The organism is Pseudomonas sp. GW458-11-26-14-LB4 (assembly GCF_059423925.1).
In genome coordinates this window covers 58,474-80,065 of sequence record NZ_JBWKYU010000011.1, presented here as the reverse complement: position 1 = coordinate 80,065, position 21,592 = coordinate 58,474, and the positions used below count along the sequence as shown (strand labels likewise).

At 60.8% G+C, this 21,592-nt stretch carries 26 protein-coding genes and 1 tRNA gene; 10 read left to right on the top strand and 17 right to left on the bottom strand.

The genetic code is table 11. From position 1 onward, the window contains the following. Nucleotides 1-43: 43 nt before the first annotated feature. From AC07XZ_RS16360 to AC07XZ_RS16340, 5 genes are all read right to left on the bottom strand, one after another. Nucleotides 44-205, bottom strand: coding sequence for a hypothetical protein (locus AC07XZ_RS16360; RefSeq protein ID WP_173892762.1), 162 nt, complete (start codon nucleotides 203-205; stop codon nucleotides 44-46). A gap of 112 nt (nucleotides 206-317) precedes the next feature. Next, on the bottom strand, nucleotides 318-1,202 hold the full coding sequence (locus tag AC07XZ_RS16355; RefSeq protein ID WP_102686716.1) for a LysR family transcriptional regulator: 885 nt from the start codon (nucleotides 1,200-1,202) through the stop codon (nucleotides 318-320). Between the two features lie 105 nt (nucleotides 1,203-1,307). Further along, entirely contained in the window at nucleotides 1,308-2,495 is a 1,188-nt protein-coding gene (locus AC07XZ_RS16350) for an MFS transporter (RefSeq protein ID WP_102686717.1), read from the bottom strand. Between the two features lie 153 nt (nucleotides 2,496-2,648). Beyond that, a complete protein-coding gene (gene ahr, locus AC07XZ_RS16345; protein WP_085747480.1) occupies nucleotides 2,649-3,680 on the bottom strand; it encodes an NADPH-dependent aldehyde reductase Ahr in 1,032 nt (343 codons plus the stop codon). A 51-nt stretch (nucleotides 3,681-3,731) separates the two neighbouring features. After that, a complete protein-coding gene (locus AC07XZ_RS16340; RefSeq protein ID WP_085655376.1) occupies nucleotides 3,732-3,977 on the bottom strand; it encodes a hypothetical protein in 246 nt (81 codons plus the stop codon). 163 nt (nucleotides 3,978-4,140) lie between these two features. Here AC07XZ_RS16340 and AC07XZ_RS16335 point away from each other — a divergent pair, with 163 nt between their 5' ends. The 3 genes from AC07XZ_RS16335 (at nucleotide 4,141) to AC07XZ_RS16325 (ending at nucleotide 5,761) form a co-directional block, all read left to right on the top strand. Beyond that, a complete protein-coding gene (locus tag AC07XZ_RS16335) occupies nucleotides 4,141-4,788 on the top strand; it encodes an ATPase (protein WP_102686718.1) in 648 nt (215 codons plus the stop codon). An 85-nt stretch (nucleotides 4,789-4,873) separates the two neighbouring features. Continuing rightward, nucleotides 4,874-5,215, top strand: a complete 342-nt coding sequence (locus AC07XZ_RS16330; RefSeq protein ID WP_102686719.1) for a YajG family lipoprotein — start codon at nucleotides 4,874-4,876, stop codon at nucleotides 5,213-5,215. A gap of 153 nt (nucleotides 5,216-5,368) precedes the next feature. Beyond that, complete coding sequence (locus tag AC07XZ_RS16325) at nucleotides 5,369-5,761, top strand: DUF1801 domain-containing protein (RefSeq protein ID WP_102686720.1); 393 nt, start codon at nucleotides 5,369-5,371, stop codon at nucleotides 5,759-5,761. 50 nt (nucleotides 5,762-5,811) lie between these two features. Here AC07XZ_RS16325 and AC07XZ_RS16320 read toward each other — a convergent pair. The 3 genes from AC07XZ_RS16320 to AC07XZ_RS16310 all read right to left on the bottom strand — a co-directional run bounded on the left by AC07XZ_RS16320 (nucleotide 5,812) and on the right by AC07XZ_RS16310 (nucleotide 7,798). Next, a tRNA-Gln gene (locus AC07XZ_RS16320) sits at nucleotides 5,812-5,886 on the bottom strand. Nucleotides 5,887-6,115: 229 nt separating this feature from the next. Beyond that, on the bottom strand, nucleotides 6,116-6,322 hold the full coding sequence (locus AC07XZ_RS16315; RefSeq protein ID WP_007955480.1) for a hypothetical protein: 207 nt from the start codon (nucleotides 6,320-6,322) through the stop codon (nucleotides 6,116-6,118). A gap of 138 nt (nucleotides 6,323-6,460) precedes the next feature. After that, the gene (locus AC07XZ_RS16310; RefSeq protein WP_085747475.1) at nucleotides 6,461-7,798 is read right to left on the bottom strand and encodes a 2-hydroxycarboxylate transporter family protein; all 1,338 of its coding nucleotides are present in this window, start codon (nucleotides 7,796-7,798) and stop codon (nucleotides 6,461-6,463) included. A 131-nt stretch (nucleotides 7,799-7,929) separates the two neighbouring features. Between AC07XZ_RS16310 and AC07XZ_RS16305 the strand changes: the two genes are divergently transcribed. Then, nucleotides 7,930-8,847, top strand: a complete 918-nt coding sequence (locus AC07XZ_RS16305; RefSeq protein WP_039773187.1) for a LysR substrate-binding domain-containing protein — start codon at nucleotides 7,930-7,932, stop codon at nucleotides 8,845-8,847. A gap of 38 nt (nucleotides 8,848-8,885) precedes the next feature. Here the strand turns inward: AC07XZ_RS16305 and leuD are convergent, their stop codons facing one another. The 3 genes from leuD to AC07XZ_RS16290 all read right to left on the bottom strand — a co-directional run bounded on the left by leuD (nucleotide 8,886) and on the right by AC07XZ_RS16290 (nucleotide 11,458). After that, nucleotides 8,886-9,494, bottom strand: a complete 609-nt coding sequence (gene leuD, locus AC07XZ_RS16300; protein WP_085747473.1) for a 3-isopropylmalate dehydratase small subunit — start codon at nucleotides 9,492-9,494, stop codon at nucleotides 8,886-8,888. Between the two features lie 3 nt (nucleotides 9,495-9,497). Further along, nucleotides 9,498-10,919 carry a 3-isopropylmalate dehydratase large subunit gene (leuC, locus tag AC07XZ_RS16295; protein WP_102686721.1) on the bottom strand — a complete coding sequence of 474 codons (1,422 nt, stop codon included), beginning with the start codon at nucleotides 10,917-10,919 and terminating at the stop codon, nucleotides 9,498-9,500. A 122-nt stretch (nucleotides 10,920-11,041) separates the two neighbouring features. Beyond that, nucleotides 11,042-11,458 carry a RidA family protein gene (locus AC07XZ_RS16290; RefSeq protein WP_085747471.1) on the bottom strand — a complete coding sequence of 139 codons (417 nt, stop codon included), beginning with the start codon at nucleotides 11,456-11,458 and terminating at the stop codon, nucleotides 11,042-11,044. A 134-nt stretch (nucleotides 11,459-11,592) separates the two neighbouring features. Here AC07XZ_RS16290 and AC07XZ_RS16285 point away from each other — a divergent pair, with 134 nt between their 5' ends. Continuing rightward, nucleotides 11,593-12,540: a LysR family transcriptional regulator gene (locus AC07XZ_RS16285; protein WP_102686722.1), complete on the top strand. Its 948-nt coding sequence runs from the start codon at nucleotides 11,593-11,595 to the stop codon at nucleotides 12,538-12,540. Between the two features lie 70 nt (nucleotides 12,541-12,610). After that, entirely contained in the window at nucleotides 12,611-13,771 is a 1,161-nt protein-coding gene (locus AC07XZ_RS16280; protein WP_085747469.1) for a radical SAM protein, read from the top strand. On the opposite strand, the gene AC07XZ_RS16275 is transcribed toward AC07XZ_RS16280, so the two are convergent. Next, nucleotides 13,753-14,640 carry a LysR substrate-binding domain-containing protein gene (locus tag AC07XZ_RS16275; RefSeq protein ID WP_085747468.1) on the bottom strand — a complete coding sequence of 296 codons (888 nt, stop codon included), beginning with the start codon at nucleotides 14,638-14,640 and terminating at the stop codon, nucleotides 13,753-13,755. The two genes, AC07XZ_RS16280 and AC07XZ_RS16275, sit on opposite strands and share 19 nt — an antisense overlap. 137 nt (nucleotides 14,641-14,777) lie before the next feature. Here AC07XZ_RS16275 and AC07XZ_RS16270 point away from each other — a divergent pair, with 137 nt between their 5' ends. Genes AC07XZ_RS16270 through AC07XZ_RS16255 form a run of 4 tightly spaced genes read left to right on the top strand, consistent with a single transcriptional unit; the run spans nucleotide 14,778 to nucleotide 19,013 of the window. Further along, nucleotides 14,778-15,830: an agmatine deiminase family protein gene (locus AC07XZ_RS16270; protein ID WP_102686723.1), complete on the top strand. Its 1,053-nt coding sequence runs from the start codon at nucleotides 14,778-14,780 to the stop codon at nucleotides 15,828-15,830. Between the two features lie 3 nt (nucleotides 15,831-15,833). Next, a complete protein-coding gene (gene aguB, locus AC07XZ_RS16265; protein WP_102686724.1) occupies nucleotides 15,834-16,742 on the top strand; it encodes an N-carbamoylputrescine amidase in 909 nt (302 codons plus the stop codon). 1 nt (nucleotide 16,743) lies between these two features. After that, on the top strand, nucleotides 16,744-17,847 hold the full coding sequence (locus AC07XZ_RS16260; protein WP_102686725.1) for an extracellular solute-binding protein: 1,104 nt from the start codon (nucleotides 16,744-16,746) through the stop codon (nucleotides 17,845-17,847). Nucleotides 17,848-17,894: 47 nt separating this feature from the next. Next, complete coding sequence (locus tag AC07XZ_RS16255) at nucleotides 17,895-19,013, top strand: agmatine deiminase family protein (protein ID WP_102686726.1); 1,119 nt, start codon at nucleotides 17,895-17,897, stop codon at nucleotides 19,011-19,013. 9 nt (nucleotides 19,014-19,022) lie between these two features. Here the strand turns inward: AC07XZ_RS16255 and AC07XZ_RS16250 are convergent, their stop codons facing one another. The 5 genes from AC07XZ_RS16250 to AC07XZ_RS16230 form a co-directional block, all read right to left on the bottom strand. Beyond that, complete coding sequence (locus AC07XZ_RS16250; RefSeq protein WP_102686727.1) at nucleotides 19,023-19,685, bottom strand: glutathione S-transferase family protein; 663 nt, start codon at nucleotides 19,683-19,685, stop codon at nucleotides 19,023-19,025. Between the two features lie 30 nt (nucleotides 19,686-19,715). Then, nucleotides 19,716-20,123, bottom strand: a complete 408-nt coding sequence (locus AC07XZ_RS16245; RefSeq protein WP_102686728.1) for a RidA family protein — start codon at nucleotides 20,121-20,123, stop codon at nucleotides 19,716-19,718. Between the two features lie 31 nt (nucleotides 20,124-20,154). After that, nucleotides 20,155-20,532: a hypothetical protein gene (locus AC07XZ_RS16240; protein ID WP_127797871.1), complete on the bottom strand. Its 378-nt coding sequence runs from the start codon at nucleotides 20,530-20,532 to the stop codon at nucleotides 20,155-20,157. Continuing rightward, nucleotides 20,529-21,035: a PaaI family thioesterase gene (locus AC07XZ_RS16235; protein ID WP_102686729.1), complete on the bottom strand. Its 507-nt coding sequence runs from the start codon at nucleotides 21,033-21,035 to the stop codon at nucleotides 20,529-20,531. The genes AC07XZ_RS16240 and AC07XZ_RS16235 overlap by 4 nt, the downstream gene beginning before the upstream one ends. 113 nt (nucleotides 21,036-21,148) lie before the next feature. Further along, entirely contained in the window at nucleotides 21,149-21,433 is a 285-nt protein-coding gene (locus AC07XZ_RS16230; RefSeq protein ID WP_011333799.1) for a FecR/PupR family sigma factor regulator, read from the bottom strand. Nucleotides 21,434-21,592 lie beyond the last annotated feature (159 nt).

Here is a 21,592-nt window from a genome sequence, read left to right as displayed (position 1 = left end):
GGTTCATCGGCGCTCGCCAGAAAGCGCGAGGGTTCACGCGCGTTCACGCTTGACGCGTCTCGCCGGAACGAGCGGCCTGCACCCACTGCCAAGCCTGATAACCGGCATTGCGCGCATACATTTCCCACATCAGCCGGGCCTGTTGCTGGGCGTGACGGCGTTTGCGGTAGGCGGCGAAGTCGATCAGGTTGTCAGTCGGTTTCATGGCGCACTTCACTGTGTTCAATGACGGGATGAGGTGAGAGTACGCCGAGATTTTTATAACGATAAATACTGATTGTTTATTTATTAATTCTTTCTGGTTATTTGCTGGTTTGTCACATCGGGGAGAATGCATTCAACAGAAAGTCCCGCACATACACCCGGCTCGGACTCTGCAACGCGCTCTTGCGCCACACCAGGTACAGCACGTTGACCGGCGCTTCAGCCGATACGGTCGGGGAAATTAGGCGGCCATCGGCAATCGCATCGGCACATTGATAATCCGGCAGGACCGTCCAGCCGTGGCCACCGATGGCGAGGTCTTTGATGATCCGCAGATCCGGAATGGTCAGCGACGCTTGAAGTTGCGGGGCGATCTGGAACATCGACGACCACAGCGGGCGCACCAGGGCGAGGTCTTCGTCGAAGGCAATCAACGGCACCTGGGTCAGTTGCTCCTGAGTCGGGTGTTGGCCCAAGCGATCCAGCAGGCTCGGCGCGTAGACCAGCAGCATGCGTTCGGTCAGCAGATGGGCGAACCCATGGGTCTGTTCGTCGGGCAGGGAAGCGGTGATTGCGAAATCGATCTGTTTTGATTCGAGCATTTCGTAGATGCGCTTTTTCGTGCCGGTGTGAAAACGCAGCAGGAATCCTTCATCCATCAACGGTGCGAGGCGGGCGGCGACTTGCGAGTGAATGAAATCCGAAGGGCCGACCAGATGAATCGTGCCGCCCTTGAGCAGGCCGGGGCGCAGCGAGGCGATCTTGTTTTCCAGACCGTCCAGGTAAGGCGCGACCGAGCGGGCCAACTCATCGGCGGCTTCGGTCGGCTCGACACCTCGTGGCAGTCGATGGAACAGCGGTTTGCCCACCAGCGCTTCCACAGCCTGGACGTGCATCGAAGCCGCCGGCTGGGTGATGCCCAGATGCTCGGCAGCTTTGGAAAACGACCTGGCGCGGTAGGCTTCGAGGAAGGTTCGCAGGTGCGTGAGATGGCTCATGGGTTGGCGATGTCCGGGGGGCTGAATCTGGTTTTTACCATGGCGTGCGGCAGGCGTGCTCGCCTCGGGAAAACGCCGTTGCAGCGTTTCCCGAAGCAAGGTTCGTCAGGCGTTGTCAGCCGGACGATAACGCGGCGCGGAGCTCGCGGACATCTGCCCGAGAATCAGCAGCAGGCCCAGTGCCGAAACCACGGCGCCGGTGAGGCCGACATAGCTCAGGCCTATCTGGCTGATTGTCACGCCACCGGCCACCGAACCGAGGGCAATGCCGGAGTTGAACCCGGCAATGTTCAGGCCGGCAGCGACGCCGTGGGCGTGAGGCGCATGCTGTTCGGCAATCCCGATCAGTCTCGCCTGCAAGGCCGGTACGGCCGCGAAGCTGAACATTCCGAGCAACGCCACCAGCACACCCATCAACACCGACGATCCGGAAAACGCCCACATGCCCGCGGTGACCAGCGCAATGCCGGCAATCAGCGTGGCGCTCGCGCGGTCGACGCCCCAGGCGTCGGTGAGTTTGCCGCCGAGCACGTTGCCGATCGCAGCCATCACGCCGTACAGCAACATGAACACGCCGACGGTGGCGGCGGTGGTGCCGGTGACATCCGTCAGCACCGGAGCGATGTAGGTGTAGGCCACAAAAGAGCCGGCGTAACCGAGCACCGTGACCAGCGCACCGGCCAACAGTTTCCGGTTCAACAATGCCTTGAGGCTATCGAGTGCCGAACCGCTGTCGGCGGCGGTCGGCAGTGGATCGCGCATGCCGAACAGCAGGCCCAAGAAGCCGATCACACCGAACACCGCAATGGCGGCCAACACCAGACGCCACGACATCACGCCACCCAGATAGGTGCTGATCGGCACTCCAATGGCCATTGCCAGCGTAAAACCACAAAACACCACGGCGACGGCGCTGCCCGCCCGGCCGGGACCCGCCAGGCGCGCGGCGGTGCTCGACGCCACGGCCAGGAACAGGCCGTGGCCCATACCGGCGATGAAACGGGCGATCAGCATCAGCGTCAGGGTGCTGGAAAACGCCGCCGCCAGACTGCCGGCGCTGAACACCAATGCGGTGGCGAGCATTACGTTCTTGCGTGACCAACTGGCGGTCAGTGCGCTGAAGATCGGTGCGGCAACGGTAGCGCCCAAGGCATAGGCAGTGATGGTCGCGCCGGTGGCCTCGACGTTAACGCCGAGACTTTGCGCCATGACCTCGGTCAGGCCGATCGGCACGAATTCAGCGAGCCCGAGGGCGAAGGCGCTGAGGGTGAAGATGTAAATGACAAATGGCATGGGAGCCTCTCGCAAGTGGACGATGGCGAGAGGCTAGGGATTGCGTATCTATAAATGAAATTCTGTTTTTGGCGTGCAGGTATAAAAATATTGATGGGTCTTCAGCAAGCGCAAAAAAAGGCGCGTGAGTTTTTGACTCACGCGCCTTTGGGTTCATTTGCTGGCGTTCAACACAATCCGGTACCGCGCCTTGCCGCTGCGCAGATGGTCAACCGCTTCATTGACCTTGCTCATCGGAAATTCCTCGACCTGCGGCAGGATCTGATGCCGCGCGCAGAACTCCAGCATGGTCGCCGCCGTGGCAGGCGAGCCGACCGGGGAGGCTGACAGGGATTTCTGTTGAGGGATGAGATTGAATACGTGCACCGGAATCGCGTCGGGCACGATGCCGACGAAGTGCAGCCGGCCCTTGCCGCGCAGGGTGGCGAGCATCGCCGTCCAGTCGAGGTTGGCGTTGGCGGTGATCAGCAGAAAGTCGAGAGTGCCGGCAATCGCTTTCAGCGCTTCGCTGTCGGTGGAGGCGACGACTTTGTGGGCACCGAGGCGTTTGGCTTCGTCCTGTTTGTTCAGGGAAGAGGTGAACGCGGTAACGTCGCAACCCCAGGCATTGAGAAAGCGCAGCGCCAGGTGACCGAGCCCGCCGATGCCCACCACGCCGACCCGGTCGGTCGGCTTGATGTCGAATTCCACCAGCGGATTGAAGACCGTGGAGCCGGCGCAGAACAACGGGCCGGCGAGGGCCGGGTCGAGGTTGTCCGGGAGTTTCAGCGCCCACGCCCAGTGAGTGCGCAGCCGATCGGCGAATCCGCCATGGCTGCCGATGATCGTCGGTTTGGCGGTGGCGCAAAGGTGATGGGAGCCACCGATGCAGGACGAGCAATGCATGCAGCTGCCCTTGTACCAGCCGATCCCCACGCGCTGGCCGACTTCCAGACCGCGTACCTGCGGGCCTGTGCGCACGATGCGGCCGACCACTTCGTGACCGGGAATGAACGGGTATTGGCTGATGCCCCAGTCGTTGTCGATCAGCGACTGGTCGGAGTGACAGACGCCGCAATATTCCACGGCGACTTCGACTTCCTCATCCCCCAGCGGGCCGGGGTCGTAACTGAAGCGCTCCAGCGGCGCGCCGGCCGAGGTGGCGGCCCAGCCGGTGAATGTCGTGGGTTCGGTGTTATTGCTCATGGGACACCTCCAGGTCTGGCGCTGCGGGCGCAGCCTGAAGAGTCTAGCGTGTCATCGAGCGGGCGCTAGCCAGGTATTCAGCACGCGCCGGTCGAGCTCTTCCCAATCCGCCATGCCCAGCACTCGGGTGGTATTGAGGCCGCGCAGATAACCGCGCAACTGATTGGCCACGGCCCGCACCGACTCTGAATCGTTCGCTGACTGGCCCAGCACGGTTTCGTATTCGACCAGGTATTCGGCCACCCGGTCGCGGAATTCGGGCAGGACGGCATCGCGGATCAGATCAAAGGTTCGCACGGGTAATCCTCATCTGTTTTCGTTGTGATTGAGTGTGCAGCAGTCTGCACGCCGCGCAACTATTGGTTCAAGTAATAGTGACCATCAAGAAACGCAAGTTCTGCTTTGGCGCCGATGGGCGGAAAATCGCCTCCATCGAACACGCTGCTGAAGGAATTGCGCGATGAAGACTTTGACCCGACTGGCTGTAGTCGCCCTGCTGATGGGCGGGGTGGCCGCCACCGTAGCCCCGGCTTACGCAGACGACGCCAAATCGTGCCATTTTCTGCCCGTCGCCGGCAGCAGCGCCGCGCTGCAGCACTCGCAAAACGTTGGTGTGCTGTACAGCGAAAACACCCTGGACAACCTGCAATACCTCGAGCGTTACCACGATGTGGCGGTGAACGGTGCCAAGGATGCACTCGATGCGCGGATCCGTGATGCCTTTGTCGACAGCTCCGATCCGGAACTGGCCATCGACTGGTTGATGAGCTCGCTGCAACAACAGTTTCTCTCGGTGACCGTCTACGACAGCCTCGATGCGCTGGTGCAGGCTCATCCGGACGTGGTGGTGATGCTCGACACCCACAACCGGCTGCTGACCCAACGCAACAGTCAGGTCGAAGCGCGGTTCGCTGCACGCTTCTACGACGCCAACCTGCAATACATCGGCAAGGCCGAAGGCGCGGTGGAGAAGCAACTGCCGTCAGTGTGGGTACACAACAAGGCAGCGCCCGAAATCGCTGCCGGGATCGAACAGCAGCGCGACCTGCAACTGAGTGCCTTGAAGCAGTTCGATGACTCGCTCAAAGCCTTGGTAAGTGCAGGCTGAACACCTAAAGCAAAACGGCAACGGCAGTGCCCGTGACACTGAACGTTGCCGAAGAACCGAACTTTTTATTTTCAGGATTTTATCCATGCGTGCCTTTTTTATCCCTGCCATGGCTTCTGCCAGTTTGTTGCTGACCGCCTGCGCTTCTGCGCCAAACGACCCGACGCTGACCCTGCAGACGCACAAGACGCCCGCCCAGTACGCCGAATGCGTGGTGCCGAAACTGCAGGGCAGTGCGCTGAACCCGACGGTTTCGCAGACCCAGCGCAGCTACCGGATAGTGGTGCCGAGCAAGGTTTCGGCAGACAACGTCCTGGAAGCCTACAAGGCACAGGACGGCGGCAAGGTGTTTTTATATGAGCGCCACTTGCTGGCGTCGAGTTTCCTGCCGTCGAGTTTTGAACGGGCTGCCCAGGAGTGCCTGTAACGCCTGACGGTTAACGCTTTTGACGATGCTCCTTTGGTTGGCCGCAACCAACCAATTCTTTGCCCCGCACCTTGCGGGGCTTTTTTTTGCCCGGCGTTTGGCGCAGTCGGCGCTACGCTGGATAGCGGAAAAGGTTTTCGGGAGAACAAGGATATGAAGAAGGACAGCAGCGGCGCGGCGACTGAGAATCCCTCTGCGCTGATCGATGCAAGAATCAAGGAACTGAATGACTGGCGTGGCCAGAAGCTGGCCGAGATCCGCGCGATCATTCATGAGGCTGACCCGGAGGTCGTCGAGGAGTGGAAGTGGCGCGGCGTTCCGGTCTGGTCACACAACGGCATCATCTGCACCGGGGAAACCTACAAGGCCGTGGTGAAAATGACTTTTGCCAAAGGCGCGGCGATGGAGGATCCGTCAGGACTGTTCAATGCCAGTCTGGAAGGCAATACCCGGCGGGCGATTGATGTTCACGAAGACGACAAGATCGATGCCAAGGCTCTGAAAGCGCTGGTGCGTTCGGCAATTACGTTGAATTCAAAGAAGTGATTTGCCGTTGAGGCGGAGGTGACGCGGAGGAGGGTGAAACGAGGAAAAAATGGCAGGGGCGGCTGGATTCGAACCAACGCATGGCAGGATCAAAACCTGCTGCCTTACCGCTTGGCGACGCCCCTGTAGCTATTGGTTTCAGTCCCGGGAGGACCTCTGCAACAGTGGGCGGCACTTTACCAGCGCTCTTGCGATCTGTGAACCCCTGAAGCCAATAAATTTCAGGCAAAACAGCTACTTATTTCCCGGACGGTATCGCCGGTCAGGTTTTTCGGGCTTTTCAGCGATCGTCATGAAAACCGGCGCGACCGATGTAGCCCGAAAACCTGGCAAAGACCTGCCTCGACGAACCGATCAATTACCGTCCGCAACCTTGCGTTCGATTTCGTCGACCTTGCGTTGCAACTCCTCAGCGTCCTGCTCCTTGGTGCGGGTCGACGAGGGCGTGATGACCTCATCCACGCCGCGCGTGTCGTCGTCCGGGTCTTCAAGATCGCGTTTCACCACATTGACCGGTTTGCCGGACGTATCGGTAGGTGGGGCTTTACTGTCGTTGTTCATGGCGCTGACCTCCGTTGGCTTAAACGTTGGATGCAGCGCTTTGGCGCGAGTTCTAGTTTTTTAGCGGCAACCGTGCGGAAAACTGCGGAGCCGGGTTGATGAACCGCCGGAAGCTCACCGGCAACAAGCCGATTCTGTTCAGGCAACTAACCCCAGCAACAGCGTCGCCAGGATCACCGTCGAAGCGCCGCCGATACGGGTAGAGATCTGGGCAAAGGGCATCAGCGACATCCGGTTCGAGGCCGACAGGATCGCGACGTCGCCGGTGCCGCCCAGGCCGCTGTGGCAGCAGGTCACGATGGCCGATTCGATGGGGTACATCTTCATCAGATTGCCGATGAAAAAACCGGCGACGGTCATCGACACCACCACGCTGAGGCACACCAGCACATAGCCGATCGAAAACACCTTCACCACGCTGTCGAGCGGCACATACAACATTCCAAGGCCAATCATCACCGGCCAGATGAAGGCGGCGGAAACCAGTTTGTAGAAAGACTGCGCGCCTTTTTCCAGTTTCTCCGGCAGCACACGCACGTATTTGAACAGCACCGCCGCGAGAATCATCATCACCGGCCCCGGAATCCCGACGACCTTTTCCAGCAGGCCACCGAGGACGAAGAACGCACAGATGACCAGCACGCCAGCGCCCATGAGTCGCAGGTCGATGGCGGTGGCGGACTCATCCTTGACCTTGAATTTATCGTTTTCGACTTTCGACCGGATCAGGGCGCCTTCACCGTTGATGGCCGGGCGTTTCAGCGCCAGCCGCGCCAGGTAACCGGCGCAGATGATCGCTGCAATGTTGCCGACCACGGCCGCCGGGACCAGTTGCGCGACGTAGATGTCCGGCGTGCCGCCCAGGATCGTCGAATAGGCCAGGGACAGCGGCAGGATGCCTTCGCCGATGCCGCCGCCGATGATCGGCACGATGATGAAAAAGAACGTGTGGTAGACGCTGTAGCCGGCAAGTTTGCCGACGATCAGCCCGCTCGCGACGGCGGCCAGGGTGCCGGCCAGCAAGGGGATGAACATGCGGATCATGCCCTGGACCAGGATGAACCGGCTCATGCCCAGGATGCTGCCGACTACCAGGCTGGCGATCACGAAGTACAGGAAGTTGGCCTCCTTCATCAGCATTTTGGTCGCGTCGATCGTCGGCGCGCCGAAGAAGCCGTAGAACACCAGCACCGACGGCAACATCAGGCACAGAATGGCGCCGCCACCGATTTCCCGCAGGATCGGCAGACGCGAGCCCATCTGGCCGAAGAACACACCCATTGTCATGATCACGGCCAGACCGCCGATCATGTTCTTCGGCAGAAAACCGAGGTGGGCCGACAGAAACACGATCACGGCGATGCCGAGGAAGATCGGCAGCGGGATCACGCCGATCTCATAGCTGCACAGGCGCTGGATGAACCCGCCGGCGCGCGGGCCGTCGACGTTCAGGGATTGCTCAAGGGAGTCGCTCATGACGCATGTCCTCATGTTTGTTTTTATCGAGGATTGACGGGAAACCACGGTGCACCGGGCTAGGGTGGTGAGGCGGTGATTCGATGGTATCCTTCGCAAAATGCGTGATAAACAGCGGAAGCATGCGGCCTATGAACACGAATCGTGACCAATTTCCCTTGCCCGAAGACCTCAAGGTGTTCCTCACCGTCATCCGCAAGAACAGCTTTGCCAGCGCCGCCGACGAGTTGGGCTTTTCACCGGCCTACGTCAGCAAGCGCATCTCGGTGCTGGAAACCACGCTGGCCACCAAGCTGCTGCACCGCACGACCCGGCGCATCGCGCTGACTGACGATGGCGAGCGGGTGCGGATCTGGGCCGAGAAACTGCTGGGGGATTTCGATCAGTTTCTCGGCGAGATTTCCCAGGCCCGGCACCAGCCGGCGGGATCGCTGCACATTTGCAGCAGCTTCGGTTTCGGTCGCAATCATGTGGCGCCGGCGATCAGTCAGTTGTCGCGGGCGTGTCCGAAACTCGATATCCGGCTTGATGTATTCGACCGGGTGGTCGATCTGGTGGGCGAGGGCTTCGACCTGGAGATCCTCGTCGGCGATGACCTGCCGGGCCAGCATCTGGCGCGCAAACTGGTGAGCAACCGGCGCGTGCTGTGCGCCACGCCGGAATACCTCGAACGCCGAGGCACGCCGCAGTCTCTTGAAGACCTGAAAGACCACGATTGTCTGGTGCTCAAGGAACGCAACAACGCATTCGGCATCTGGACCCTGAGCAAGGACGGGCAAGAGGAGACGGTGCGAGTGAATGGCCCGTTGTCCTCCAACAGCGGCGAGATCGTGCTGGAGTGGGCCTTGAGCGGCGGCGGAATCCTGTTGCGCTCGATGTGGGACGTCAAACCGATGCTTGAGCAGGGCAGGCTGGTGCAGGTGCTGGACGGCTACACCCAGAGCGCCAACGTCTGGGCGGTCTATCCGACCCGGCTCAGCGAGTCGGCGAAATTGCGGGTGTGCGTGGAGTTTCTGGAAGAGTACTTCCGCGATTTGTCTGTGGAATGAAAACGGGCGGTTCAATGAACCGCCCGTTTTTTTTGCCATCAACCCAGCCAGGGATTGTCCGCCAGATGCCGCGCTTCAAAGGCGCGGATCTGCTCGGTGCGTTGCAGCGTGGTGCCGATGGCATCCAGCCCCAGCAGCAGCGACTGTTTGCGCAACTGATCGATCTCGAACTCGATCTGCGTGCCGTCTGCCAGCTCGAGGGTCTGCTGCGCCAGGTTCACGCTGATCCGCGCGGTTTCCGGGACGCTGATCGCCTCGGCCACGCGCTTGAATTGCGCGTCATCCAGTTGAATCGCCAGCACGCCATTACGCTGGCAGTTGTCGTAGAAAATCCCGGCGAACGTGGTGCCGATCAAGGCCCGGATCCCCACTTGCTTCAAGCCCCACACCGCGTGTTCGCGGCTGGAACCGCAGCCGAAGTTCGGGCCGGTCACCAGAAACGCCGCGTCCTGCCAGGCCGGCTGATTGAGCACGAATTCAGGGTTGGGTTCGCCGGACGCGAGAAAGCGCAGATCGAAGAACAGCCCGCGATCCAGCCCCTGACGATCGATGCCCTTGAGAAACTGCTTGGGCATGATCACGTCGGTGTCGATGTTGGATGCAAGAAACGGCGCGGCGCTGCCGCTGACGGTGTCGAAAGGTTGCATGGTTCAAGCCTCCAGCGCGACGGTGCGCACGTCAGTCAAATGGCCGCTGATGGCCGCCGCTGCGACCATCGCCGGGCTCATCAGGTGGGTGCGCGCACCGGCGCCCTGACGGCCTTCGAAGTTGCGATTGGTGCTCGACGCACAGCGATCGCCCGGTGCGAGCACGTCGTCGTTCATCGCCAGGCACATCGAGCAACCCGATTGCCGCCACTCGAAACCGGCGTCGAGAAAAATCTGTGCCAGGCCTTCGTCCTCGGCCTGATTGCGCACCAACGTCGAGCCGGGAACGATCATCGCCCGCACATGGGCCGCCACACGCTTGCCGCGCACCACGCGGGCAACGTCGCGCAAATCTTCGATCCGCGCATTAGTGCAGGAACCGATGAAGGCATGGCTGATCGTCACTTCGTTCAGCGGCATGCCGGGTGTCAGGCCCATGTAGTCGAGGGCGCGCTGCAGGCCCTGACGCAGGATCGGATCGGGCTGGGCGGCCGGGTCCGGCACGTGCCCTTTGATCGGCGCGGCCTGATCGGGGCTGGTGCCCCAGGTCACCATCGGCTCCAGCGCGGCGACATCGAGGATGACTTCGCGATCGAACACCGCGCCCTCGTCGCTGTGCAGGGTTTTCCAGCGCTCGATTGCCTGCTCCCAGACCTTGCCCTTGGGCGCACGCGGCTTGCGTTGCAGGTAAGCGAACACCTTGTCGTCCGGCGCCATGAACGCACCCCGGGCGCCGGCCTCGACGGCCATGTTGCAGATGGTCATGCGCGCCTCGACGCTGAGGGCGCTGATGGCCGGGCCGGCGAACTCGATGGCGTAACCGGTGGCGCCGGAAGCGCCGATCTTCTCGATCAGCGCCATGATGATGTCCTTGGAGGTGACGCCTGCGCCGAGCTCACCGTTGACCGTCACCCGCAGGGTTTTCAGACGTTTGTAGACCAGCGTCTGGGTTGCCAGCAGGTGCTCGATTTCCGAAGTGCCGATGCCGAAACCGAACGCGCCCAGTGCGCCGTAAGTGGTGGTGTGGCTGTCACCGGCCGCCACCACCATGCCCGGCAAAATGAAACCCTGTTCCGGCGCCACGACGTGTTCGATACCTTGGCGCTTGTCCAGCACATCGAACAGCTCGATGCCGAAGTCGCGGCAGTTTTCTTCGAAGTACGACACCTGACGCGCGCCCCCGGCGTCAGGCATGGTCGCGATGCGTTTCGGTGCGGTGGGGTTCACATGATCGACCACCGCCAGCGTCGCCGCAGGCCGCCACACCGTGCGCCCGGCCTCGCGCAGGCCGCTGAAGGCTTGCGGGCTGGTGTATTCGTTGGCGACCTGGCGGTCGATGTAAAGCAGCACGTGGCCCTGATCGTCGAGGGTGCAGACGGTGTGACTGTCGATGTGCTTCTGGTACAGCGTTCTCGGGCTGGGCATGGCTTGCGCTCTTTTCTGTCCGGGGCAAAAACAACATGAGGACAGAATATTGATCGCAGAAATGGCATCAAGAGCGCTTCGGTGAAGCCGTTGAACACGGATTGTGAGCAATTGCCGCAAGCCTACGCCCGTGTCTCCTCCGGCAACCTGGCAATCACCTTGATCTCGAACTGAAACCCATACAGCCACGTCACGCCGACTGCGGTAATCGTCGGGTGCGGCGCCTCGCCCCAGAACTCCGGCACCACTTCCCAGATGGTTTCGAAGGTCGATTGCGGATCGACCATGAACACCGTCACGTCCACCACATCATCGAAGCTGCCGCCGGCCGCACCGAGAATCGCGTTGAGGTTGGTGAAAGCCAGTCGCACCTGTTGTTTCAGATCCGGCTCGGGCGAGCCGTCCTCTAGGCTGCCGACTTGCCCTGAGACGAACAGAAAACCGTTGGAGCGAACCGCCGGCGAATAACGATTGCGCTCGTAAAGCGCATGGCGTCCGGGCGGGAAAACCACGTCGCGTTTTGGCTGGGCACGGGTCATGGGGTGTCTCCTTCAATGGGTTGAAAACCTGTGATGGAGCCACTCTAGGCGCTTGCATCGGCACGATAAACGCGCAACCTTGGCGATCACTGTTTGCAAATCCCAAACAATCGAGCCGCTATCAGAGGTGGGTGATGGACCGTTTTGACGCGATGCAAGCCTTCGCCCGGGTGGTGGAGGCGGGGAGTTTCACCAAAGCCGCCGAGACGTTGCACATGAGCAAGACCACCGTGACCCAGCTCGTCCAGCAACTGGAAGCGCGGCTGCGAGTGAAGTTGCTCAACCGCACCACGCGCAAGGTCAACGCCACGGCGGACGGTGCGGCCTATTACGAGCGGGTGATCAAGTTGCTGGCGGACATGGACGACGCGGAGACGAGTCTTCCCGGCGCCGCGACCCAGCCCAAGGGCCGTTTGCGGGTCGATGTGCCCAGCCCCTTGGCCAATCTGATTCTGGTGCCGGCGCTGCCCGAGTTTTACGCGCGCTACCCGGAGATCCAGATCGACATGGGCGTCAGTGACCGGATCGTCGACATCATCGATGAAAACGTCGATTGCGTTATCCGTGGCGGGGAGCTGCGCGATCAGTCACTGATGGCCCGGAAGGTGGCGGATCTTCAGCTTGGCGTGTACGCCGCGCCGAGTTATCTGGCCCGCGCCGGCACCCCGATGCATCCCCGTGAGCTGGAAAACAGCCATCACCGGGTGGTCGGTTTTCTTTGGGCGCGCACCGGCAGACCGGTGCCTTACGCCTTGCGCAATGCCACGGAGAACCTGCTGATCAAGGGCCGGCATGTTCTGGCGGTCGATGATGGCAATGCCTATCTGGCGGCAGGCCTTGCCGGTCTGGGTGTGCTCTGGCTGCCGAGTTACATGTCGGCGGAGCATGAGGCCCGAGGTGAGTTGGTTGCACTGTTCGAGGGCTGGGCGCTTGACCCGATGCCGCTGTACGTTGCGTACCCGCCGAACAGGCATATCAGCCAAAAGCTACGGGTATTTATCGATTGGATCGTGGAATTGATGGCCACGCGTGCCAATGGCGCGGAACTTGCTGACCGCGCTCCCGGACTGTCAAAAAAATAGCGAATATCGGCGATCAATAAAGTCGGCAAGTCTGGATGCACCGCTATTCAATCAAGGAGCTTCACTCGCAATGAATATGTACATCGATATTGTCGGCGCGTGCAATTTGAGCTGCCCCTCGTGTCCGATGGGCAACTCGGAAAACGTCAACTTCAAGAAAGCCATGCAAGTTGACATGTTCAGGAAGATCGTCGAGAAGGCCCGAAGCGAAGGGGTCGAGTCGATTTTTCTGTATAACTGGACCGAGCCGTTGATCCACCCGCGCATCGGCGAGTTTGTCGAGATCATCAATGCCGCCGGTTTGCAGAGCGGTATCAGTTCCAATTTGAATCTGGCGAAAAACATGGAGACAGCGATGCTCGCCAATCCATGGTTCTTCCGTATCTCGCTGTCCGGGTTTTATCAGCAGACGTACGAGCAGGGGCACGTAGGCGGCGACATTGAAGTCGTCAAGGCCAACATGATCAAACTGCATGAGCTCAAGCAGCAACATGGCTTGAACACGCGGATCGAGGTCTACTACCACCGCTACCTCGACAACATGGAAGAAGAAGGGCTGATGCGCGAATTCAGCCAGCGTCTGGGCTTCGAGTTCTCGACCGGGTATTCAGTTATGATGCCGCTGGAGAAGACGCTGGCGCTGATCGAGCGCGACCCGTCGGTGACCGACACTGATCGCGAGACCCTGCAGCGACTCGCGTTGCCACCCTTCGACGACCTGGTCAATCTGGTTCGCCATTATCCGAAGCAGGCATGCGGGCTCAAGGATGACTGGCTGGTGCTCGACTGCAATGGCAACACCATCCTGTGTTGTTCCATTTTCAATCAGACCGAATATCAGGTGGGCAAGTACCTTGATATGCCGCTGGCACAACTGACCAGGCTCAAGTCCACCCAGCCGAACTGCGTCGACATGTGCAATCGCTGTGCGAACAACGGATTGCACATCTACTCGGGGCACTCCAATCAGGGACCGCTGCAGAGCCACGCTGTCAACCGGATAATCGACTTCCAGCGACGCACGATCATGGGCTTGCCGATCGAGAGTGACAGGCTCGGGCGCAGTGGTGAAGTCAGTGCCGAACACTTTGACGAAGCGCAATATCTGGAGCTGAACCAGGACGTCAGAAATGCGATTTCCGCCGGGGCGTTCACCAGCGGTTATCAGCATTACGTACTGTTCGGGCGACTGGAAGGCCGGCCAGGCGCAGGTCATTTGACGGCCGTCTGAGCCGGCGGCTCGGGTTCTGCCAGTTGAGTTGAAAGCCATTGACTGAAGCATCGCGCCATCGGGTCGTTCTCGCTGTCGCGGTGCGTCAGCATCGCCCAGTTCGGGCCGCGAATGGTTTGCTCCACCAGTGGCTGCAACAGCCCGTTTTGCTGCGCCTGACGGCTGAGCAACTGACTGACCAGCGCAATCCCCAGACCTGAACACGCCGCGTCCAACAACAGGCCCGGATCAGAGAAATTCAGGCCCTGATCCTGCTGGCCGACATCGATCCCCGATTCCACCGCCCAATGGCTCCAGTCCATTTCCCGCTCGCCGTGCAGCGTCGTCCGCTGGGCGCTCGGCACGCTTAACAAGCTCGGATGACACGCGGGGTAGAGGCGGTCGGCATGCAGCACCTTGAAGCTGCATTCAGCCTGCGAACTGATGTCGTCGCGCACCGCCAGATCGATGGTCTGGGTCGCCATGTCCGGCACTTCATCGGTGCTGAAAATCCACAGGTCCACATTCGGATGCTGACGGCGGAAATCCCCCAGTCGCGGCAGCAACCAGTGCCGGGCAAACGCCGGCGTGGTGTTGAGCACCAGTTGATTGGGTTTCTGGTATTGCCCCAGCCGCCGGATGCCCACAGACAGTTGCTGCAGCATCGCCTGAGTGGTGCTGAGCAGATCGTGGCCGGCGTCGGTCAGGCTGACGCTGCGTCCGCTGCGGAAAAACAGAGGTTGCTCGAGGTACGCCTCAAGGCTGCGGATCTGCTGGCTGATGGCCGATTGCGTGAGGCTCAGTTCCTCGGCGGCCTTGTGAAAACTGCCCAGCCTTGCGGCGGCTTCGAAGCCGCGCAACGAGCTGAGGGGTGGCCAGTGTTTCAGCATGATCGATAAGTTCCTCTAATCAGTTTTCCGCTAAATCCATCGTTTGTTTGCCCTTCAGGCCGCCATTAGCATGCACGTCAACGCCGCCAAGGCTGTTTTCATTGAACACAATGGCTTAACTCAAAGGGCTTTTTACCATGCAGCAGAACAAAAACAACAACAGCGGTTGGATGATGCCGGCAGAGTGGGTGACGCACGCGGCGACCTGGATGGTCTGGCCACACAATCAGGCCCTGTGGGAATCGGGCTGGGGCGTCACCTTGCCGTTGGTGCAGGAAGATTTCGCCCGAGTCGCCAATGCCATCGCCCGTTTCGAACCGGTGAAAATGGTCGTCGATCCGTCGGCCATCGCCCGCGCCAAAGCCTTGTGCGGGCCGAACATCGAACTGATTCCACTGGCCGTCAACGACAGCTGGTGCCGCGACTCCGGCCCGAGCTTCGTGGTTCACCCGGAACAAGGTCTGGCCGGGGTGAGCTGGCGCTTCAACGCGTGGGGCGGCAAGTCGGCCCATGATCTGGACGAAAGCCTGGCCCGCCGCGTGCTCAACCAGTTGGGCGGCGAGTGCTTCGGCACCGCGCTGAGCAACGAGGGCGGCGCGATCCACGTGGACGGCGAGGGCACGTTGATCACCACCGAATCGGTGCTGCTTAACCCCAACCGCAACCCCGGCGTGAGCAAGGCCGAGATGGAAGAAATCTTCGGCCGCCTGCTCGGCGTGAAGAAAACCATCTGGCTGCCGGGCGATCCGGATTACGTCACCGGCGACATGACCGACGGTCACGTCGATGGTGTGTGCGCCTTCGCCCGTCCCGGTGTGTTGCTGGTGGACGCCACTCACGATCGCAGCTCGGTGTACGCCGAAGTCGTGCGGGAAAACCGCCGCGCACTGGAGCTGGCCACCGACACTCAGGGCCGCAAATTCGAGCTGATCGAGCTGTACGAAGCCACCGATGCGGTGGACACCGAAGCCGAAGTGTTCTGCGCCTCTTACACCAACTTCTACATCGCCAACGGCGCGATCATCATGCCGGCGTACGGCATCGAGGCCGACCATATCGCGGCAGAAACCCTGGCCAAGGCGTTCCCGGGACGTGAGGTGGTGCCGGTGCAGATCAATCATCTGGCCCATGGCGGCGGCGGTGTGCACTGCATCACCCAGCAACAGCCAGCCTGGCCGGTGGAGGGTTGATCGATGACGTTGCTCAAAGTCGCCACCACCCAGATGCCGTGCACCTGGGACCTGAAAAGCAACCTCGACCGCGCCGAGCAGTTGGTGCGTGAAGCGGCCGCGCAGGGTGCGCAAGTGATCCTGTTGCAGGAACTGTTCGCCACGCCGTATTTCTGCATCGAGCAGAGCCATCAGCACATGGCGCTGGCCGAGGAGTACCGCGACAGTCAGGTGCTGTCGCGTTTCGCCGCGCTCGCCCGCGAACTGGGCGTGGTGTTACCGCTGAGCTGGTACGAGAAGGCCGGCAACGCTTACTTCAATTCCCTGAGCGTGGCCGATGCCGACGGGCGCCTGTTAGGCGTGTACCGCAAGACCCACATCCCCAACGCCATCGGCTATCAGGAGAAGGAATATTTCAGCCCCGGCGACACTGGTTTCAAAGTCTGGGACACCGCGTTCGGCCGCCTCGGCGTGGGCATCTGCTGGGATCAGTGGTTCCCGGAAACTGCCCGCTGCATGGCGTTGATGGGCGCCGAAGTGTTGTTGTTTCCGACGGCCATCGGCTCGGAACCGGGCTGCGCGGATCTGGACTCGCGAGATCACTGGCAGATGACCATGCGCGGCCACGCCGCTGCCAATCTGCTGCCGGTGATCGCCTCCAACCGGGTTGGCCGCGAAGTGGCCGGCACCGATGCGGCGTTGCAAATGAATTTCTACGGCTCATCGTTCATCTGCAACCACAAGGGAAAAATGCTCGCCGAAGCCGACCGCGCCAGCACCGGTGTTTTGGTGCAAAGCCTGGATCTGGCAGCCATGCGTGAAGATCGCCTGAGCTGGGGCATCTACCGCGACCGTCGTCCGGAAATGTACGGCGCATTGCTGAGCCAAGACGGCCGTCACCTTAACGCCCGTTGGAATCCCCAAGGAGTCTGATATGCCTACTTCACACAAATGGTTGCTGGGTGCACTGGGCCTTGCGCTGGCCGGTTTGATGTCGACGGTGCACGCCGAAGACAAGACCTTGCGGCTGTACAACTGGGCGGATTATTTCGCTGAAGACACGTTGAGCAAATTCACTGCCGAGACCGGAATCAAGGTGATCTACGACGTGATGGACGGCAGCGAAACCCTGGAAGCCAAGATGCTGTCCGGTGGCAGCGGCTACGACCTGATCTTCCCCGGCGACACCGTGGCCGAACGGCTGATGCGCGCCGGCAGCCTGTTGCCGCTGGATCCTTCGAAGATCACCGCGATGAACGATATCGAATCGGGCCTGCAAAAACTGCGCAGCCATTACGAGCATTCGAACAAGGCCACCGTGCCGTACACCTGGGGCACCATCGGCCTGACCTATAACGCCGAGCAGATCAAACAGCGCATGGCCGACGCCCCGGTCAACAGCCTCGACATGCTGTTCAAACCGGAACTGGCGGCCAAATTCGCCGATTGCGGGATTTCGATGATCGACTCGCCGGATGAAGTACTGGCTGTGGTGCTCAACTATCTGGGCCGCGACCCGCGCAGCGCCAAGCCTGCGGATCTGGCGGCGGCCAGTGACTTGCTGATGAAGCTGCGGCCGTATATCCGCAAGTTCCAGTCGCAACCGGTGACCGATCTGGTCAACGGCAACCTGTGTCTGTCCCTCGGCTACAGCGGCGACATGACCCAGGCTCAGCGCACCTCGGACAGCGCCGGCAAGCAGACCCGCTTCCAGTACCGCGTGCCGCGCGAAGGCACCACGGTGTGGATGGACACCATGGCCATTCCGGTCGATGCCAAACATCCGGAATACGCCTACGAATTCATCAACTTCGTGATGCGCCCGGAGAACATGGCCGCGATCAGCAATTTCACCGGTTACCCGACCTCCAACGCCAAGGCCCGGCCAAACGTGGATGAGGCGATGCGCAACAACCCGGACATCTACCTCGACGAAGCGACCTATGCTCGTCTGATACCGGGCAAGGATATCCCCCAGGCCGACATGCGCGCCCGCATGCGCACCTGGACCAAGTTCAAGACTGCCACTGCCAAGTGATTTTTCCGGGCCGCCCCGGCGGCCCCTTACCCATCAGGAACGTACACATGCCGACTCGTCGCGAGTTCATCAAACAGGTTTCAGTCGCCGCCGGCGTAGGCGCTGCCGTCATGGGCCTCGGTCTGTCACCGGCGCGGGTACTGGCGGCCGGCGAAGGTCGCTGGTTCATGCCCGACGAGGGCGACAAACACGAACGCGCCTACATGGCCTTCGGCGCGCAGGATGCGATCTGGGAAGACTTCACCGAAGACGTTCAGGAAGCGCTGGGCCGGATCGCCCGCGCCATCGCCCGTTACGAACCGCTGACCATCTATTGCCGCAGCGGCGAACGCAGCCTGGCCGAAGAGATCTGCGGCACCTCCAACATCACCTACCAGATCGCCAACCTCGACGACATCTGGATGCGTGACATCAGCGCCAACTTCGTCATCGACGACAAAAACGGACTCGGCGCCGTGGACTTCAACTTCAGCGGCTGGGGCAACAAGCAACAGCATTCGAAGGACGCGAAGATCGCCAAACGCGTGGCGGCCGATGCGCAGGCGACCTACCAGCGCAGCGAACTGGTGGGCGAGGGCGGCGGCATCGAAGTCGATGGTCACGGCACCGCGATCATGACCGAAAGCTGCTGGATCAACGAAAACCGCAACCCCGGCTGGAGCAAGGCTGACGTCGAGGCGGAACTGAAAGCACGCCTCGGTCTGCGCAAGATCATCTGGCTGCCGGGCATCAAGAGCAAGGACATCACCGATGCCCACGTCGATTTCTATGCGCGCTTCGTCACGCCCGGCGTGGTGATCGCCAACCTCGACACCGATCCGCGCTCCTACGACAACAAGGTCACCCTGGCGCACCTGGAAATCCTGAAGAAAGCCACCGACGCCGACGGTCGTCCGTTGCAGATCCACACCGTTTCGCCACCGCTGAAGCCGCGCAACACCAAATTCAACAAGGACAACGACGACTTCGCGGCCGGTTACATCAACTATTTCGTGATCAACGGCGCCGTGATCGCCCCGGAGTTCGGCGACAAGGACGCCGACAATAAGGCCTTCGACCTGCTGAAAAAGCTCTATCCGAACCGCGACGTGGTGCAGATCAACATCGACGCCATCGCGGCTGGTGGTGGCGGGATTCACTGCGTGACCAGTCACCAGCCGGCGTGAGGCCGAGCCTCAGCGGAAACGTTGGGGCAGGGCCTCGGCAAAGGGATAGAAGTCGAACCACGGTTTAGCTTCTTCGATGACCCGACTGAACGACGGGCGCTGCACCAGCCGTTCGAAATAGGCGCTCAGCCGCGGTTGTTCGGCGGCGAACGGCACCAGCGTGCTGGCATAGAACAGGGCCGGTGCGGCGGAGCAATCGGCCAGGCTGAAATCCGCGCTGGCGATCCATTCGCGGTCGGCCAGTTGCTGTTCGAGCATGCCGTACGCCGTGGCCAGCAGCGCTCGCTGACTGCTCAGGTCGCCATTGGCGGACTGGATGCGGTCGGCGACGATCTGCTGCATCGGCGTCATCACGTAATGGTCGAAAAACCGGTCCCATAGACGCACGTCCAGTGCGGTCTCCCAGTCTTCGGGAATCAGTCGTTGCGACTGCCCCGGTTGATGATCCAGGTACTCGATGATCACGCTCGATTCCGGCACCGTGCGCTGGCGCGCGTGATCGCGCAGCACCGGGAATTTGACCAGCGGCCACAATGCTTGAAGCTCGGCCCGTTCGGCTTCGCTGGACAGGTCGATCAAGCGTTTTTCGAACGCGACGCTGTGTTCGTAGAGGGCGATCAGCGCCTTGTGGCAGTAGGACGACAACGGGTGGTAATAGAGGGTCAAGTCCATCGTTCAACACCTCGATGAGGGGGAATGGCGTTACTCAGGTATAGCGCGCCTGCGCACGGCCACGCATTTGATTTCCACCAGCAGCCCCGGATGGGCCAGTTCGCTGACGCCGATGCAAGTCCAGGCGCAGAAGCCCTTGGGGAACACGCGGTTTTTCACTTCGCGAAACACCGGCATGTGTTGGCTCATGTCGACGTGATAGGTGGTCATCTCCACCACATCGTCGAAGGTGCAGCCACCGGCCTTCAGCACTTCGTCGAGGTTTTCCCAGGCACGAATGAACTGTTGCTCGGGGTCTTCGATGACCTTCAAGTCAGCCGTCCGGCCCACCTGGCCGGCGCAGTAAAGCGTGTCGCCGACCAGAACCGCCGGCGCGTATCCGGCGCGTTCGACAATGGTTTTCATGGAGTCGGGGATGATGATTTTGCGGTCGGGCATGGCCGGGGCTCCAGGTAAACGGTAAGTCGGGTCACTTCGCGCGAAAGTACCGGATCAGGTTGATCGATTGCGTGAATACCGCATATACCACTGCTGCGATCATTAGCCCGGCGATGACCAGGGCAATAGTATTGACACCTGTGATGAGCAGAATGTAGATCGACAACGCGAGTATCAACACGACATAACTGGCAAGCGTCTGTTTGAAGTACGCCAGCAGCAGCGGCACGACGATCACTACCAGAGAGTGAAAGGCCACCCCAAACCAGATGTCGATAATCATCTGATCAAAATCACCGCCCGCTTGTGCCAGGGCCAGCAAATACGAATTCGTCAGCCACTCCAGCTTGCCAACCACCATCACGCTGATCGCGATAATCACCACAATGTTTATTGCTCGGTTACTCATTGATCTTCATTCCGTCCATGCGCCGCCGCTGCCAACTGCTCGGTATCCACTCGCACAAACACCGAATCGCCCACCGCCGTCAGCACATCCCCGGCGTAGACCTCGCAGATCACCCGGGTCTTGCGCCCGACTTCACCTTCGACTTTTGCCTTCAATGTCAGCGGCACGCCCATTGGCGTCGGTTTGATGAACTTGATGCCGAGGTTGCCGGTGACGCAGTTGATGCGCGGCAGGCTTTCGGGGTCGCGCTGCTCGGCGCGGTAGTGGTAAGCCATCGCCGTCCAGTTGGAATGGCAGTCCACCAGCATCGCGATCAGGCCGCCGTAGACCAGCTCCGGCCAGCCGCAGTATTTGGCCTCGGGCACATGCTCGGCCATGACGTGCACGCCGTCCTCATGCCAGAAACTCTTGATGTGCAAGCCGTGCGGGTTGCTGCTGCCGCAGCCGAAGCAGACGCCGTCGGGGGCGGCGGTGTCTTGCAGGGAGGTGTCGTGGGTGGACATGCGGGGTCATCCTTAAACTGTTAGCCGAACCGCGCGGATTCTAACCTTGATTCAAGGACAAAACGTTGCTTCGAGTGGGGCGCACTGCTGTTTTCGTCGATCCCGGTGCAGGGCTAATTACGCTGCGCCAGATTGCGTTGAAACTCTTCGAAGCTGCACGGCAGGGTCGTGGCCTTGCGCTTTTTCGACTTTTCGCGCTCGTCCGGCAGTTGATCGCTCAATTCCCAGACCTCAAGCATCTTCGCGTATTCGAAGGCGTGGCGCGGGCTGATCTGAATCCACTGCTGAAATGCCTGACGCTCGTCAGGGGTGCAGCTGTCGTCTTGCAGACGCAGGCACCAGTGCGCCGCTTGATTGAGGATTTCATCATCGGCGTCTTGAGGGCTTTGGAGGTTCATTGACTGCTTCCAGGATGGCCGGAGAGGGCACTTTACCCTGCCTCTTGCAAAAAAAACGTCAAATATCGGCAGGGATTTAGCCCGTTTGACGGACAGAACGCGCAGCCGAAGGACAGATCGCGCCGGGATTGGCTGTCTTCGACGTTTTGTCATATTCAG